The sequence below is a fragment of the Pseudarthrobacter sp. NBSH8 genome (assembly GCF_014217545.1).
In the GTDB taxonomy this organism is placed as follows: Bacteria; Actinomycetota; Actinomycetes; order Actinomycetales; family Micrococcaceae; genus Arthrobacter.
In genome coordinates, this window is the sequence record NZ_CP043178.1 from 2,816,439 (window position 1) to 2,831,504 (window position 15,066).

The window sequence follows — 15,066 nt, forward strand, 5'->3', positions numbered from 1 at the left end:
TTACGCTCACACAGACATTTCATCATCAGCCACCGACATTCTATGCAGCCGCCGCTCCAGCTGCTCCGCAATGGCGTCGATCCGGTCGAAGTCATCCTCGCCCGGGGCCCAGCGTGCTGCCATCAGGTCCACTCGCCATTTGCCTTCGCCGGTACGCAGGAAGGCATCGTGGTTGCCGAGCAGGGGCGTTCCCTCCTGCAGGTAGTGGCGGAGCGCTTCGGCCTCGTGGCCTTCCGGACCCTGGCCGCTTGCTTTGAGAATGCGCCACCACGCGACCTGGCTGCCGTAGTGGCTCATGGCGTGGCCCACCTGCCGGGGACCTCCGGATCCCAGCAGCTCGGCCACATCACCATAGGCCAGTGCGGTTCCGGCTGGAACCAGCTCGACCAGCGAGAGCACCGCCTCGATGTACTCTGTCCGCATACATCAAGGCTACCGGCAGTGGCGTTGGCGGATCCTGTCGGTGCTGGCCGGTAGCGTTGAAGCATGACCTCCTGGAACACCCTTCCCCGCGCAGCCTTCGATCTCGAAACCACCGGACGGAATTCGCGTGCCGCGCGCATCGTCACGGCGTCGGTCACCGTGGTGGACCACAAGGGGGAAGTCATCACCGAACACGAATGGCTGGCCGATCCCGGCGTCGAAATCCCTGCCGAGGCCAGCGATATCCACGGCATCACCACGGAGCAGGCCCGGCGTGAGGGACGCCCGGCCCATGAAGTCACCGGGGAGCTCGCCACTGTCCTGCAGGACCTGTTCGACGCCGGGATTCCGGTCATTGCGTTCAACGCCAGCTACGACTTCACCGTTCTGGCGGCGGAGTCCGCCCGCTACGGCGTCCGGCAGTTGAGCCGGTTCCCTGTCCTGGACCCGTTCATCATGAACAAGCAGGTGGACCGTTACCGTAAGGGGAAGCGCACCTTGACGGCCTTGTGTGAGGAATACGGCATCACGCTGGACAACGCCCATACGTCGGCCGCGGATGCTTTGGCCACGCTCTGGATGCTGGATGCCATGGCTATCAAGTTCCCTAAGCTTAAGATGCCGGCCAGCCAACTTCACGAACTGCAAAAGGACTGGGCTGTCAGCCAAGCGGCGGACTTCCAGAACTACCTGCGCAAGACCAAGCCCGCCGCCGTGATCGAAGGCGAATGGCCCGTCCTTCCCCCGGAAGACGCCAGCGGTGACTTCTAGCTGAGAGCTAACTCACAATTAGGCGGGAACCGCGGACAGCCCCCTTGGGAATCCTTGGATTCGGCCACGGGGGCATCATTCATTCATCAAACTTTCAGGACTAAATATATTCGTTCGTATATTCGACAAACGACCCCTCCAAGCAAAACTTTATTCTCCCGAAAGCGCCGAAAGCCCAGAATGAGAAGATTAAGTTCAGCGGTAATCCCGCCCCGGCCGGCAGTTGGGAGCAAGGCGCCAGACGCCACACGCGCAGCCTCAGGCCCGGTTGAACCTATGACTCTGATGAAAGTGACTTTCCCATGAAGACCAATGCCATGAAATGGCTGACCAGCGTTCCCGTCGCGGTTGCCTTGGCCCTCTCGCTGGCCGCCTGCGGCACGGGGACCGCCCAGCCTAGCGGCACGCCCACCGACGCCCTCGCCGGCAGCGACCAGCAGACGCTGGACAAGTACACCACCGCCGATGTCACCCCGCTGGACCAGATCGACAAGACCAAGCTGGGCCTTAACACCGAAGGCAAGCTGGAGGTTGGTACGCTCTCCGACGCGCCACCGAACATCTTCATCGACCCCGCCGGAAAGTTCACCGGCTACGATAACGAGCTGCTGCGCGCCGTTGCCGGCAAGCTGGGCCTCGAAGTTGAATTCGTGGCCACCGATTTCTCGGCGCTGCTCTCGCAGGTACAGACCAAGCAGTTCGATCTGGGATCGTCCTCGATCTCCACCACTGAAGCCCGCCGCGCCAACGTGGGCTTCACCAACGGCTACGACTTCGGCTTCATGGCCGTCGTGGCCAAGACCGACAGCAACGTCAAGGGTTTCGCAGACCTGGACGCTAATGCCCGTATCGGCGTCGTTCAGGGCACTGTCCAGGACGACTACGTCACCAACACCCTGAAGCTTGAGCCGGTCCGCTTCAAGGACTACGCCACCGTGTACGCCAATGTGCGCAACGGCCAGATCGATGCCTGGGTGGCACCCTCGCAGCAGGCCACCGGCCAGGTGAAGGAAGGCGACGGAACTGTCATCGCCGAGTCTGTTGTGAACACGCAGAACTTCACCGCCTACGCCGTGAACAAGGACAACAAGGCCCTGATCGATGCTTTAAACTCCGGCCTTGACGCCGTAATTGCTGACGGGACCTGGGCCAAGCTGACCAAGGAATGGTACCCGGACCGCGAAACCCCCGCCGACTGGAAGCCGGGAAGCAAAGCTGCTCCGGCTCCCAAGAGCTGATCTGGGCTTAACCGCTTATGGATCTCCTGGACCAGCTGGGTGAAACGTTCCTCAACTGGGAGGAAATGGCGAAAGTCGTTCCCTCCCTTCTCACGGTGGGCTTGCCCAACACCCTGATCCTGGCCTTGGCATCGGGCATCCTCGGCTCCTTGCTGGGGCTTCTGCTCGCACTCATGGGTATTTCCCGGAATCCGGTGGCCCGCTGGGCAGCCCGGATCTACACCGACCTGTTCCGCGGCCTGCCCGCCATCCTGGTGATTCTGGTGATCGGCATTGGGCTGAGCCCCATTGCCCGGGAACTCACGGGTAACCGGAATCCGTATCCGCTCGGGATCCTCGCGCTGACCCTGATCGCCGGCGCATACATCGGTGAGATCTTCCGTTCCGGTATCCAGAGCGTGGAGAAGGGCCAGCTGGAGGCTTCCCGTGCCCTGGGATTCAGCTACGGAAAGTCAATGCGCCTGGTGGTGGTGCCGCAGGGCATCCGGCGTGTGCTGCCTGCCCTGGTGAACCAGTTCATCTCGTTGTTGAAGGATTCCTCCCTGGTGTTCGTGCTGGGCCTGGCTGCCTCCGACCGGGAGATATTCCGGATCGGTAACGATGCGATGGCCAACACGGGGAACCTTTCGCCGCTGGTGGCTGCCGGCGTTCTGTATTTGATCCTGACTGTGCCGCTGACCCACTTCGTGAACTTCATCGACAACCGGCTCCGTACCGGCCGGCCGGAGAAGAAGGAACCGGACGAGCTCGCGGCACCTATCGGCAAGGGGGCACAGGCATGACCGACTTTACTTCCGGAACCCTGACCGGCAAGAACCTGCACCTTTCGTTCGGGCACAACCATGTGCTCCGCGGCATCGACCTCCACGTGGAGAAGGGCACCACCGCTTCGGTCATTGGTCCATCCGGCTCCGGCAAGTCGACGCTGCTGCGGGTCATGAACCGGCTGATCGAACCGGACCAGGGCGACATCCTGCTGGACGGCCGGTCAGTCCTGAAGGACAACCCGGACGAGCTGCGACAGCGGATCGGCATGGTGTTCCAGCAGTTCAACCTGTTCCCGCACAAGACCGTGCTGGACAACGTCTCGCTCGCGCTGCGCAAACTCCGGAAGCTACCGAAGGACCAGGCACATGCCGAGGCTCTTGAGCAGCTGGACCTGGTGGGCCTCAAGCACAAAGCCGATGCCCGTCCGGCCAACCTTTCCGGCGGCCAGCAGCAGCGTGTGGCGATCGCTCGTGCGCTGGCCATGAAGCCTGAAGTGATGTTCTTCGACGAGGCCACTTCCGCCCTGGACCCCGAGCTTGTCAAGGGTGTCCTGTCGCTGATGGCAGACCTGGCCAAGGGCGGCATGACCATGGTGGTGGTGACCCACGAAATGGGCTTCTCCCGCAACGTCTCGGACACTGTGACGTTTATGGATGCCGGCGTGGTGGTGGAATCGGGTCCGCCCGAACAGATCTTCACCTCCCCGGCCACGGACCGGCTGAAGGGCTTCCTCTCAGACGTCCTCTAGCGCCAACAGAAATCCCCGCCTCCCGGACGTTTCCCCCCTCGCATGGAGAGGGGATTCGTCCGCGAGGCGGGGATTTCCGGTTTAAGGAACGACGCCGGAGCTAGCGTTGCGCTGCTGCTGCTGCCTTCGCGGCGGCCGGGAGAGCGTCAAAGATCCGGTTCATCGCACCGTCGTCGTGGGCTGCCGACAGGAACCACGCCTCGAATACCGACGGCGGCAGGTAAACGCCGGATTCCAGCATGGAGTGGAAGAACGGCGCGTACCGGAAGGTTTCCTGGGCCTGGGCGTCAGCGTAGTTGTGGACGCCGTTGGCGGACGTGCCGAACGCCACCGAGAACAGGTTTCCGGCGAACTGGATCGAGTGGTCCACGCCGGCACCATCCAGGGCCTCGGACAGCGCAGAGGCGAGTTCCAACGAGCGGGCGTCCACAAACGAATAGACGTCGCGGGTGGCGTGCGTCAGGGTGGCCACGCCGGCTGCCATGGCCACCGGGTTCCCGGAGAGCGTGCCCGCCTGGTACACCGGGCCCAGGGGCGCGAGGTGGTCCATAACGTCGGCACGCCCGCCGAGGGCCGCCGTCGGCATTCCGCCGCCGATGACCTTTCCGAAGGTGAGCAGGTCTGGGGACCACGGGTCCGCTGCGTCAGGAGCGCCGCCGGTGAGCCCCCAGTAGCCGGAGTAGCCGGTGCGGAAGCCGGTGAGTACTTCGTCCAGGATGAGCAGGGCACCGTGCTCGCGGGTGATGCGGGACAGCCCCAGGTTGAAGCCCTCCCCCGGCGTCACCACGCCCATGTTGGCGGGGGCGGCTTCGGTGATGACGGCCGCGATGTTCGGCCCGTGCGCGGCAAAGGCGGCTTCGACGGCAGCGAGGTCGTTGTAGGGCAGGACCAGCGTTTCGGCGGCAGTGGCTTCGGTGACGCCGGCCGAGCCCGGCAGCGCCAGGGTGGCAACGCCGGATCCTGCAGCGGCAAGCAGCCCGTCCAGGTGGCCGTGGTAGCAGCCGGCGAACTTGATGATGAGGTTCCGGCCGGTGAAGCCGCGGGCCAGCCGGACTGCCGTCATGGTGGCTTCGGTGCCGGTGGAGACCATGCGGACGCGTTCGGCGGCCGGCACGCGCTCCTGGACGATGGCAGCCAGGTTGGCCTCGTCCGGGGTGGACGCGCCGAAGGAGAGGCCGCGGTCAACCGCCGCATGGACGGCCTCCAGGACGGCCGGGTGGGCGTGTCCCAGCAGCGCCGGGCCCCAGGAGCAGACCAGGTCAACGTATTCCTTACCGTCGGCATCGGTCAGGTATGGACCCTTGGCCGACACCATAAACCGCGGGGTTCCGCCCACCGAGCCGAAGGCACGGACGGGTGAATTGACGCCGCCGGGCATCAGGGTCTGGGCACGGGCGAAGAGGGCTTCGGAGCGAGTCATGCCCCTATTCTTCCATCCCGTGCAGTGGCATCCGGCGCCGCGCCACCTGCGGGCGCCGGATACAGTGGCCGCCCGATGAAGAGGCTGCCTGCCTCAGCGATCCGCGAACATGTCCGCAAGCTTGTCCGCGACGAGGGGCGCCACCTTGGAACCGAACAGCTCGATGGAACGCACCATCTGCTCGTGGGGCAGCGTGCCACTGCTGTACTTCATCTCGAAGCGGTCCGCACCGAGGGTGCCCTTGAGCCGGGCTACCTTCGCCGCCACCGTTTCCGGAGAACCAATAAACAGGGCGCCGTCCTCGTCCGCAGCAGCTTCGTACTCGCCGCGCCCGGCCGGTCCCCAGCCGCGCTCCGCGCCGATCTTGTTGCGGGTGGCGAGCCAATGCGGGTAGTACTCTTCGAGGGCCTGCTCGTCAGTCTCGGCCACATAGCCGGGCGAGTGCACGGACAGTGCCTGCGGTTCCTTACCGGCTTCGGCCAGGGACCGGCGGTAGAGGTCGGCGTAGGGGCGGAAGCGCTCGGGCTCGCCGCCGATGATCGCCAGGACCATCGGGTAGCCGTAGGTGGCCGTGCGGACCACGGACTGGGGCGAGCCGCCCACCCCGATCCAGGTGGGAAGCAGGCGTCCCTCCACATGCGGATAGACCATCTGGCCCCGAAGCGACGCCCGTGTCCGGCCGTCCCAGTTCACCGGATTCTGGGACCGTACCCGGTCATAGATTTCCAGTTTCTCCTCGAACAGGGCGTCGTAGTCGCCCAGGTCGTAGCCGAAGAGCGGGAAGGACTCGGTGAACGAACCCCTGCCCAGGATCACCTCGGCGCGGCCGTTGGACACAGCGTCGAGGGTGGCGAAGCGCTGGAAGACGCGGATGGGATCGTCCGAGCTCAGGACCGTGACCGCGCTGCCGAGCCGGATGTTGTCCGTGGCCGTGGCGATGGCTGCCAGCACCACGTCCGGCGCGCTGACGGCGAAGTCCCTGCGGTGGTGCTCCCCCACGCCGAAGGAGTGGAGTCCGACGGCGTCGGCCACCTTGGCCTGTTCCACCACCTGGCGCAGCACCTCGGCGTGGTGCTTGGGTGCTCCGTCGGCAGCCAGGTCGACGTCGCCGAAAGTGCTAACACCAAGCAGCATGGTGCTTGCAGGGACGGGGGCCGTGGGGTTGCCCGGGGTTGACGGAGTGGTTACGGAAGGCTCACTATTTTCATGCATACGCATACAAACCACGGAGCTTCCGGAAACATTCCCCGCCGGGTCAGGATTCCTTCAGCCAGCCGGCAACTTCTGCGGCCCAGTAGGTCAGCACTGTGTTGGCGCCCGCCCGTTTGATGCCGAGGATGGATTCCGTGATGGCACCGCGCCGGTCGATCCAACCGTTGGCTGCGGCAGCCTCGATCATCGCGTATTCACCCGAGATCTGGTAGGCCGAGACAGGCACGGGGCTCATGGCGGCGACGTCGGCCAGGATATCCAGGTAGCTCATGGCTGGCTTCACCATGACCATGTCTGCGCCTTCCTCAAGGTCCAGTTCCACTTCCAGGAGGGCTTCACGGCGGTTGGCGGCGTCCATCTGGTAGGTGCGGCGGTCGCCCTTGAGCTGCGAATCCACGGCTTCCCGGAACGGGCCGTAGAAGGCGGAAGCGTACTTGGCCGCGTAGGCCAGGATGACGGTGTTTTTGTGGCCGGATTCCTCGAGTGCCTGCCGGATGACGGCGATCTGGCCATCCATCATGCCGGAGGGTCCCAGCACGTGGGCGCCGGCGTTGGCCTGGGCCACGGCCATCTGGCCGTAGATTTCCAGCGTGGCATCGTTGTCCACGTAGCCGTCGGCATCAAGGACGCCGCAGTGGCCGTGGTCGGTGAATTCGTCCAGGCAGACGTCGCCCATGATCACCAGGTCATCGCCCACCTCGGCACGGACGTCGCGGATGGCCTTGTTGAGCACGCCGTCCGGGTCCAGCGAGGCGGTGCCGCGGGCATCGCGGACGGCGGGAATGCCGAACAGCATGATGCCACCGACGCCCAGTTCCACGGCTTCCGCAGCGGCACGCTTAAGCGACTCGGTAGTGTGCTGCACAACGCCCGGCATGGAGGAAATGGGAGACGGCTCGCTGAGGCCTTCGCGGATAAACGCGGGCAGGATCAGGTCCGCCGGTGCCAGCCGGTATTCGGCGGTGAGCCGGCGCAGGGCGGGCGTGGTGCGGAGGCGGCGCGGGCGGTGGTTCGGAAAGCTCATCGGGTGTTCCCTTCGTTGGCGAATACGGTGCCCAGCGCGGCCACTATGCCGTCCGGGGTGGGGACTTGGGCGGTGGCGGCCACCGGGATGCCGAGGGCCGCAGCCTCCGCCGCAGTCGGGCGCCCGATGGCGATGAAACGGCAGCGGCCCAGCGGCAGGAGGGTCGCGGCGATGCGGCGGGCAGCGCTCGGCGAGGCGGCCACAACGGCGTCGAGCGTCCCGGCGTCGAGCTCCCTGCGGGTCTGCGACTGACTGAGCTCGCGGGGAGCGCCAGGGTGGGAGACCCCGACGGCGGACGGCAGTTCCGCCTCCAGGCGGTCTTCCGGACGGGCCGGGTATTGCACGGTGTGATAGGCCACAACAGCGGTGACGTCGGCACCCTTGGCTGCCAGGCCATCGCGCAGGGCAGGCGCAGCGATGTCCGCCTGTGGCAACAGCACGCGCGCCGGGACGGCAGTCCAGAGGTCCACGAGCCCTTCGGCGGACTGGATGTCCACCGGGGCGAGGGCCACGGGGATGCCGGCGGCTTCAAGGATCCGTCGGGAGGACGGGCCGATCGTGGCCACCCGCGTTCCGGCCGGCACCAGAGCAGCCGGCGTGGTCCTACGCTCGGCCGCCTTTTCCACGAGCATCCGCACCGTGGTGATGCTGCTGACCACCAGCCAGTCGAAGCCACCGGCGGCCAGGGTATCCAGGGCGGCATCGAGAGCCGGCTGGTCCGCGGCCCGTTCGAAGTCGATGAGCGGCAGGACCAGCGGTTCGGCCCCCAGGCTGCCGAGCAGCGCGGCCAGAGGGCCGGCACGGTCTGCGCTCCGGGTGATCAGGACGCGTCGGCCGCCGAAGGTGCCTGTCGGTGCATCAGGACGCGGCAAGGTCCGCGATCTCCGCGGCGCCGGCAGCGAGCAGGAGCTCGGCCACCTCGATGCCGAGCAGCGTCGCACCGACTTCGGTGAGGCCGTCCGTTGCCTTCTTCTCGCGCACAGAGCTGGTGCCGTCCACGGCACACACCGCGGCTTCGAGGTACAGCATGCTGCCCTTGCGGTAGGCGAAGGCACCCACGGGGGCGGCACAGCCGGCCTCGAGGCGGGCCAGCACGGCACGCTCGGCGGTCACGGCGAGGCGGGTGTCCTCATCGTTGAGCGCGGCCAACGCCTGCGCCAAAACACCTTGCGAGCCTTCGGTGGAACCTGCCTTGCGCGGGGCGTCAGCCGTCCGGCATTCGATGGCCAGCGAACCCTGCCCCGGCGCCGGCAGCATCACGTCCAGCTCGAAGAATTCACTGATGACGTCCAGGCGGCCGATGCGTTCCAGGCCTGCGGCGGCCAGCACAACGGCGTCGAGGTCCCCTGGTGCGCCTGCCGCGTTGCCGGGCAGCCCGGGCACGCGGCCCAGTCGCGTATCCACGTTGCCGCGGATGTCCTGCACGTCCAGGTCAGGCCGGGCGGCCCGCAGCTGCGCAGCGCGGCGGGGCGAGCCTGTGCCCACCTTTGCGCCCTGAGGGAGATCTGCCAGCTTGAGGCCATCGCGTGCGCACAGGGCATCCCGCACGTCGGCACGTTTGGGTGTTGCGGCGATGGTTAGGCCCAACGCAGCGCCCGTGGGGAGGTCCTTGAGCGAGTGCACAGCAACATCGCAGATGTCCTGCAGCAGTGCATCGCGCAGCGCCGCGACAAACACCCCGGTGCCGCCCATCTGGGACAGTGATCCTGTCCTGACATCGCCTTCGGTGGTGATGTGCACCAGCTCTACCGGGAAGCCTCCGACGGCGGCCAGCTGGTCCGCCGTCTGCTGCGTCTGGGTCAGTGCTAGCTTGCTGGCCCTGGTTCCGATCCGTACGGTCACTGCGTTCCTACTCCCCCGGCAGCGCCCGCGGACGCGGCCGAATATGCGTCATGTCCGGTGCCGACGGTGGTGTCGGCTCCGGCGATGGTGGGCTTCTCGCCGCGGAAATTGGCGCAACAGCCCGGCCTGCAGACGTCATACCACGGGCCCAGTCCAGTCACGGCCGGCCGGTCGCCAATGTTGTTGGCGAGCGTCCGTTCGGAGATGAGGTCAACCAGGCCGTTCACAAACTTCCGGTGCGTGCCAGGGGTAGGCACACGCGTGGCAGCCAGGCCCAGGTTGCGGCAGGTCTCCAGGGCTTCGGTGTCGAGGTCCCAGACAACTTCCATGTGGTCGCTGACGAAGCCCAGCGGGACGATGACGATGCCTTTGATGCCCTGGCCCGCCAGGTCGGCGATGGCGTCATTGATGTCAGGTTCAAGCCACGGGACGTGGGGCGCGCCCGAGCGGGACTGATACACGAGCGACCAGGGAGCGGTCAGGCCTGATTCGGCCTGCACGCGGCTGATGACGGCTGCGCCGGTGGCCAGGTGCTGGGCAACGTATGCGGAACCTTCCTCGAAATCGCGCGGCTCGTCCCCGGACCGTCCGGCGGCCTCGGCGTCCCGGGTCGGGATGGAGTGGGTGGCAAAAAGGATGTGCACGGGGGCGTCCGGCATGCCGGCCGCCGTAAGCTGCGACCGCACGTCCGCGAGCCCGGCGGCGGTGCCTTCCACGAAGGGCTCCACGAAGCCCGGGTGGTCGAAGTACTGCCGCACCTTGTCCACCTCAAGCCGGCCATCCAGCCCCGACTCCGTCAGGGCGATGCCGATGTCCTCGCGGTACTGGCGGCAGCTGGAATAACAGGAGTAGGCACTCGTGGTGACCATCAGCAGTTTGCGGTGGCCGGCGTCGTACGCGTCCTGCAGGGTCTGCGGAATATAGGGGTTCCAGTTGCGGTTGCCCCACAGCACCGGAAGTTCAATGCCGCGGGCCGAGAGCTCCGCTTCGAGGGCTGCCTTGAGCTCGCGGTTTTGCTGGTTGATGGGGCTGATGCCGCCGTTGGCCCGATAGTGATGGGAAACCTCTTCGAGCCGCTCGTCCGGGATGCCGCGGCCGCGGGTGACATTGCGCAGGAAAGGGATAACGTCGTCCTGGCCCTCGGGCCCGCCAAAGGAGGCCAGCAGGACGCCGTCATAGTTTTTGGGCGCCATCCGGCCGGTTTCGGTGACCGGGTTGATTCCGGTGAGTACGGCGCCCGCCGCGGGCTCGGGCCGGGTCATGCGAGCACCTCAGCGACTTCCACTGCGGTGACGCGGCGGCCGGTGTAGAACGGGATTTCCTCCCGTACGTGGTTGCGTGCCTCGGTGGCGCGGAGGTGGCGCATCAGGTCCACGAGGTCCACCAGTTCAGGGGCTTCCAGGCCCAGGATCCACTCCCAGTCGCCCAGGGCGAAGGAGGATACCGTGTTGGAGATGACCTGCGGGAATTCCCGGCCCAGCATGCCGTGATCGCGCAGCATCTTGCCGCGTTCGTCGTCGGGGAGGATGTACCACTCATAGGAGCGCACAAACGGGTAGACGCAGAGCCACTCGGCCGGGGCCACACCACGTGAGTAGGCGGGGGTGTGGTTCTTGGCGAATTCGGCTTCCCGGTGGACGCCCATGGCGGACCAGACAATCTCGGTTCCGGCGAAAAGGGTGCTGCGGCGGATGTCGCGGATGGCCTGCTGCAGCGCTTCGGGCTTCGGGCCGTGGAGCCAGACCATGACATCGGCGTCAGCGCGCATTGCGGAGACGTCGTAGCTGCCGCGGTGCGTCACGCCGGCCTCGGCCAATCGGATCAGCAGGGCATCGAAATCTGCGGCAGCGTCAGCGCTGCGCACGAGTTCCTCGGACCGCTTGAAAACAGTCCAGAGAGTAAAGAACTGCTCGGCTGATTCTTCGGTTTTAGTGACAGATTCGGCAGAAGTGTGGCTCATGGTTACCAGTTTGCCCCTTCCCTACCGCCAAGTCGAAACCGGCGACTTCTACAAGACGTAGAAGTGCTTAATGTCACAGCTTCGGCCTGGTGCGGGTCTTGAACCGATCCGCCATAGTGGTCAGATCTTGCGGATCCGGGCAAAGAGGAGTCCAGCGGCCCCTGCAGACCCCACCAGCCCCACACCAAGCCAGACCTTCGCGGGTTCGGCCGCCGCAGCTGCCGCCGTGGCCGATGCCATGTTGTCCCGGCTGGCAGGTGCGTTTCCGTGGCGTTCCGGTCCCGAAACAGGCGTGGCGTTGGCACTGTGGGCGCCCTCGGGCTGGTCCCCGGCGGGATCGCCGTCCTGCCCGGAGGCCTGGGTACCGTCGGCAGGGGAGCCGGGCTGGCCGTCCGGCTGCGTTCCTGCCGGTGAGTCGGCGGCATCCGGTGACGTGCTCAGCGGCGCCGGAACGCTCGACGGCGATCCTGGGCTCTGGGGCGTCGTGACTTGCGGAGTCGTGCCCCGGGGAGTTGTGCCCTGGGGCGATGGGCTGGCAGACGTCGTTGGAGCGGACGACGTCGGCGCAGTTGACGTAGGGGCCGTGGACGTCGGAGTGGGAGAGCCTGAGGGGGCGGAAGTCGGTTGGGGCGAGGCTTTGGTCTGTCCGCCGGAACCGCCCAGGAGGCCATTCAGCAGGCCATTGACCCCGGAGAGATCACCATCCGCTGCTACCTCGGCGGAGGCGGTGGGATCAGAACTGCCATCGGCCGCCCGGGATGCCGGCACACCGGCGGACAGGACCAGTACCGCTCCGGCGGCAGCCACTGCAGCGCCACGCCGGAGTCCCCCATGGATACTGGTCCGGGAACGGGAAAAGTCGGACCTGTAAATAACCATAGTTATCGACCCTAGCCACGTCAGGGGGTGGATGAAAAACCGAAACCTGCACCCCTGGGCGGCCTTTTCAAGGCCCGTATTCCACTGAACAGGGGCGATGGTCAGCTGAGCAGGCTGCGAATTTCTTTTCGGGTATCGGCCACCACGGCGGCGAGTCCATTGCCGGCTACCCATCCGCCCACTATGCCAAGACCGGCCTCTGCCGCGCAGAGTTTCCTGACCTCGGCCACCCGCGCCTTGTGCCCCACGGCCGCGAAGGGCAGGGCTCCTTGCCACCTGACAACATCCCAGCCGACGACGTCGGTCCCCTGCACCGGGACGTCCAGCAGGGCCGAAGCGTCATGCAAGGCAGCAGCCAGGAGGTCGGGGGCAGGGGCGCGGGTCCCGGCCGAGTGTCCCGAGGCTTCCAGGCGGCCGTACGAGAGCCGCAGGACGTGCGTCCCGGGACCTGCCGCAGCGGCAAGCCAATCCCACTTCGCGGTTGCATGCGTAAGGGCTTTCGCCTGGATGCCCGGAGTCTGGGGCGCCACCAGGATCCCGGTGCCCCGCGGCCTGCCATCAAGTTCGGGCAGGTCCACCACCAGCGTGACCAGCCTGACGTCCGGCCCGCTTTCCGGGCTCCTGCCGGCGAGCCCGGGTACGGCCGCCTGAAGCAGCCCCACTGCCGCCGGGCCGGGCAGCGCCACCACCAGCACGCCGCCGTCGTACGTTGCGTCACCGGTGGTAACCCGCCACCCGTCCGCCGTCCGTTCGATGGCGCCCGCGGCTGTTCCACTCATCAAAGTGACCCCGCGGCTGCGGAGATCGCTGAGCAGGGCCACCACCAGGGTGTGCATCCCGCCTTCCAGGCCGGCGACGGCGGAACCCGCCTTCGCGGCGGATGGCTGGGTGGAGCCGCGCCGCTGGGCGGCCACCGCGGCGGCAAGGGAGCCGTGCTCCCGGACTCCGGACCGGAGGCCGGGGGCCACCATGTCCACGTCGAGGAGACCGGGGTCCGCGGAGTGCACGCCGCCCACCACCGGGGCCACGAGGCGCTCCAATACACGGCGGCCCATCCGTGCCCGCACCAGCGCTGCGACGCTCGTGACGTCGGCAGACGCGCCGATCGAAGCCGGCAAGTACTTATCCAGGGATGCCCGGAGCGAACCCACAAATCCCAGCGACCGCCGGACCTCCGGGTCCCACGGATTGGCAGGAATGCCCAGGACCCCGGTCTTGGGCAGTTCGCGCGGGCCGTCCGGAAGCTGCACCCAGGCGCCGCCCGGACGCGGCGCCACAACGTTGCCGCCGAGTCCAAGTTCAGCAGCAAGCTCAGCCACGGCTGAGGAGCGCGTGGCGAACGACTCTGCTCCGCTGTCCAGGGTGAGGCCGGCCACCACATGGCTGCCCACGCAGCCGCCCCAGGACGCGGTGGCCTCCAGGACGGTCACTGTATGTCCGGCAGCTGCCAACTCCCGCGCCGCCAGCAGGCCGGAGATGCCGCCGCCCAACACGAGTGCGGCCCGGTTCGGCGTCAAGGAGCTGCTCATGGTCCTACTCCGGGGAAATGGAGTGGATGAGTTCTACAACCCGGGTCAGGACCGTGGGGTCGGTTTCCGGCGGCACGCCGTGGCCGAGGTTGAGCACGTGGCCGGGCGCGGAGGCGCCGGCCGCAATGACCGCACGGACGTGGGCTTCGAGCACGTCCCAGGGCGCGGAAAGCAGCGCGGGGTCGATGTTGCCCTGCAGCGGCACCGTTCCGCCCAGGCGCCGGTTGGCCTCATCCAGCGGCAGGCGGTAGTCCACACCAACCACGTCCACGCCGACATCCCGCATGGCAACAAGGAGTTCGGAGGTTCCGGTACCAAAGTGGATCAGCGGCGCGCCGAGGTGGCGGACATGGTCCAGCGCCCGGGCCGAGGCGGGTGCCACGAACCTGGTGTAGTCGGCCAGGCCCAGCGATCCCGCCCAGGAATCAAACAGCTGTCCCGCGGACGCGCCGGCTTCCAGCTGGGCGCGGAGGAACAACCCCGAGGCGTCGGCGGCCCATTTGGCCAGCGCAATCCAGGTTTCCGGGTCCGCGTGCATCATGGTGCGCGGGCCCAGGTGGTCACGGGAAGGTTTGCCCTCAACCATGTAGGCAGCGAGGGTGAACGGGGCACCGGCAAAGCCGATCAGCGGGGTTTTGCCCAGCTCGGCGACGGTCAGCCGCACGGCTTCGCGGATCGGTTCCAGCGCTTCCCAGGTCAGCTGCGGCAGGGCGGCAACGTCTGCAGCCGTGCGCACCGGCTTGTCCAGCACGGGGCCCACGCCCGGCACAATGTCCACGCCCACGCCGGCGAGCTTGAGCGGAATGACGATGTCGGAGAAAAATATGGCAGCGTCGACGTCATGGCGCCGGACGGGCTGCAGCGTGATTTCGGCCGCGAGGTCGGGCCGCAGGCAGGAATCCAGCATGGCCACGCCTTCGCGTACCTTCAAGTATTCCGGCAGCGAGCGCCCTGCCTGGCGCATGAACCACACCGGCCGCCGCGATGGCTTGCCGCCACGGTAGGCAGTGATGAGCGGCGAATCTGCGGTGCGGCCGTCCATCAGCGGATGGCCGGCAGCAAGAGCACTGTTGTTAGACAGGACACTAGACGCGGACTTGGACACGGCGGAGCTGGAAGTCATGTCTTTGATTGTGCCCAAAATCGGCCCCAAAAGATAACGACAGCCTGTCACCTGCGGACGCCCCGGCCGCGCCGTGGCAGGAAAGACGGCCCTTTACCGCCCGTTGCTGTTTGCCGGGTTGTTCTACCG

15 protein-coding genes are annotated in these 15,066 nt (G+C 66.8%); 4 read left to right on the plus strand and 11 right to left on the minus strand.

The window, feature by feature from the left end:
* Positions 1–6: 6 nt before the first annotated feature.
* Positions 7–423, minus strand: coding sequence for an MGMT family protein (locus tag FYJ92_RS12885; protein ID WP_185261067.1), 417 nt, complete (start codon positions 421–423; stop codon positions 7–9).
* Between the two features lie 63 nt (positions 424–486).
* Between FYJ92_RS12885 and FYJ92_RS12890 the strand changes: the two genes are divergently transcribed.
* The 4 genes from FYJ92_RS12890 (at position 487) to FYJ92_RS12905 (ending at position 3,948) form a co-directional block, all read left to right on the plus strand.
* Positions 487–1,194 (plus strand): 3'-5' exonuclease, encoded by a 708-nt coding sequence (locus FYJ92_RS12890; protein ID WP_185261068.1) that lies wholly within the window; start codon positions 487–489, stop codon positions 1,192–1,194.
* Positions 1,195–1,496: 302 nt separating this feature from the next.
* Positions 1,497–2,432, plus strand: a complete 936-nt coding sequence (locus tag FYJ92_RS12895; RefSeq protein WP_185261069.1) for an ABC transporter substrate-binding protein — start codon at positions 1,497–1,499, stop codon at positions 2,430–2,432.
* A 17-nt stretch (positions 2,433–2,449) separates the two neighbouring features.
* Entirely contained in the window at positions 2,450–3,214 is a 765-nt protein-coding gene (locus tag FYJ92_RS12900) for an amino acid ABC transporter permease (RefSeq protein WP_056343886.1), read from the plus strand.
* Positions 3,211–3,948 carry an amino acid ABC transporter ATP-binding protein gene (locus tag FYJ92_RS12905; protein WP_185261070.1) on the plus strand — a complete coding sequence of 246 codons (738 nt, stop codon included), beginning with the start codon at positions 3,211–3,213 and terminating at the stop codon, positions 3,946–3,948. The genes FYJ92_RS12900 and FYJ92_RS12905 overlap by 4 nt, the downstream gene beginning before the upstream one ends.
* 100 nt (positions 3,949–4,048) lie before the next feature.
* Here the strand turns inward: FYJ92_RS12905 and hemL are convergent, their stop codons facing one another.
* The 10 genes from hemL to hemE form a co-directional block, all read right to left on the minus strand.
* Positions 4,049–5,368: a glutamate-1-semialdehyde 2,1-aminomutase gene (gene hemL, locus FYJ92_RS12910; protein ID WP_185261071.1), complete on the minus strand. Its 1,320-nt coding sequence runs from the start codon at positions 5,366–5,368 to the stop codon at positions 4,049–4,051.
* 93 nt (positions 5,369–5,461) lie between these two features.
* Positions 5,462–6,502, minus strand: a complete 1,041-nt coding sequence (locus FYJ92_RS12915; RefSeq protein WP_370525969.1) for an LLM class flavin-dependent oxidoreductase — start codon at positions 6,500–6,502, stop codon at positions 5,462–5,464.
* A gap of 121 nt (positions 6,503–6,623) precedes the next feature.
* Positions 6,624–7,604 (minus strand): porphobilinogen synthase, encoded by a 981-nt coding sequence (hemB, locus tag FYJ92_RS12920; RefSeq protein ID WP_185261073.1) that lies wholly within the window; start codon positions 7,602–7,604, stop codon positions 6,624–6,626.
* Complete coding sequence (locus FYJ92_RS12925; RefSeq protein WP_185261074.1) at positions 7,601–8,476, minus strand: uroporphyrinogen-III synthase; 876 nt, start codon at positions 8,474–8,476, stop codon at positions 7,601–7,603. The genes hemB and FYJ92_RS12925 overlap by 4 nt, the downstream gene beginning before the upstream one ends.
* Entirely contained in the window at positions 8,463–9,446 is a 984-nt protein-coding gene (gene hemC, locus FYJ92_RS12930; RefSeq protein ID WP_185261075.1) for a hydroxymethylbilane synthase, read from the minus strand. The genes FYJ92_RS12925 and hemC overlap by 14 nt, the downstream gene beginning before the upstream one ends.
* Positions 9,443–10,708, minus strand: coding sequence for a ferrochelatase (locus FYJ92_RS12935; protein ID WP_185261076.1), 1,266 nt, complete (start codon positions 10,706–10,708; stop codon positions 9,443–9,445). The genes hemC and FYJ92_RS12935 overlap by 4 nt, the downstream gene beginning before the upstream one ends.
* A complete protein-coding gene (gene hemQ, locus FYJ92_RS12940; RefSeq protein WP_185261077.1) occupies positions 10,705–11,406 on the minus strand; it encodes a hydrogen peroxide-dependent heme synthase in 702 nt (233 codons plus the stop codon). Before hemQ ends, FYJ92_RS12935 begins: the two co-directional genes overlap by 4 nt.
* A 120-nt stretch (positions 11,407–11,526) precedes the next feature.
* Positions 11,527–12,285 carry a hypothetical protein gene (locus tag FYJ92_RS12945; protein ID WP_185261078.1) on the minus strand — a complete coding sequence of 253 codons (759 nt, stop codon included), beginning with the start codon at positions 12,283–12,285 and terminating at the stop codon, positions 11,527–11,529.
* A 101-nt stretch (positions 12,286–12,386) separates the two neighbouring features.
* Positions 12,387–13,814, minus strand: a complete 1,428-nt coding sequence (gene hemG / locus FYJ92_RS12950) for a protoporphyrinogen oxidase (protein ID WP_185261079.1) — start codon at positions 13,812–13,814, stop codon at positions 12,387–12,389.
* A gap of 4 nt (positions 13,815–13,818) precedes the next feature.
* The gene (gene hemE / locus FYJ92_RS12955) at positions 13,819–14,937 is read right to left on the minus strand and encodes a uroporphyrinogen decarboxylase (RefSeq protein WP_185261080.1); all 1,119 of its coding nucleotides are present in this window, start codon (positions 14,935–14,937) and stop codon (positions 13,819–13,821) included.
* Positions 14,938–15,066 lie beyond the last annotated feature (129 nt).

Excerpts from the sequence above, each read along its gene's own strand:
- FYJ92_RS12885 (WP_185261067.1), bottom strand. The coding sequence starts at position 423 with ATGCGGACAGAGTACATCGAGGCGGTGCTCTCGCTGGTCGAGCTGGTT.
- FYJ92_RS12890 (WP_185261068.1), top strand. The coding sequence starts at position 487 with ATGACCTCCTGGAACACCCTTCCCCGCGCAGCCTTCGATCTCGAAACC.
- FYJ92_RS12895 (WP_185261069.1), top strand. The coding sequence starts at position 1,497 with ATGAAGACCAATGCCATGAAATGGCTGACCAGCGTTCCCGTCGCGGTT.
- FYJ92_RS12900 (WP_056343886.1), top strand. The coding sequence starts at position 2,450 with ATGGATCTCCTGGACCAGCTGGGTGAAACGTTCCTCAACTGGGAGGAA.
- FYJ92_RS12905 (WP_185261070.1), top strand. The coding sequence starts at position 3,211 with ATGACCGACTTTACTTCCGGAACCCTGACCGGCAAGAACCTGCACCTT.
- hemL (WP_185261071.1), bottom strand. The coding sequence starts at position 5,368 with ATGACTCGCTCCGAAGCCCTCTTCGCCCGTGCCCAGACCCTGATGCCC.
- FYJ92_RS12915 (WP_370525969.1), bottom strand. The coding sequence starts at position 6,502 with ATGCTGCTTGGTGTTAGCACTTTCGGCGACGTCGACCTGGCTGCCGAC.
- hemB (WP_185261073.1), bottom strand. The coding sequence starts at position 7,604 with ATGAGCTTTCCGAACCACCGCCCGCGCCGCCTCCGCACCACGCCCGCC.
- FYJ92_RS12935 (WP_185261076.1), bottom strand. The coding sequence starts at position 10,708 with ATGACCCGGCCCGAGCCCGCGGCGGGCGCCGTACTCACCGGAATCAAC.
- hemQ (WP_185261077.1), bottom strand. The coding sequence starts at position 11,406 with ATGAGCCACACTTCTGCCGAATCTGTCACTAAAACCGAAGAATCAGCC.
- FYJ92_RS12945 (WP_185261078.1), bottom strand. The coding sequence starts at position 12,285 with ATGGTTATTTACAGGTCCGACTTTTCCCGTTCCCGGACCAGTATCCAT.
- hemG (WP_185261079.1), bottom strand. The coding sequence starts at position 13,814 with ATGAGCAGCTCCTTGACGCCGAACCGGGCCGCACTCGTGTTGGGCGGC.
- hemE (WP_185261080.1), bottom strand. The coding sequence starts at position 14,937 with ATGACTTCCAGCTCCGCCGTGTCCAAGTCCGCGTCTAGTGTCCTGTCT.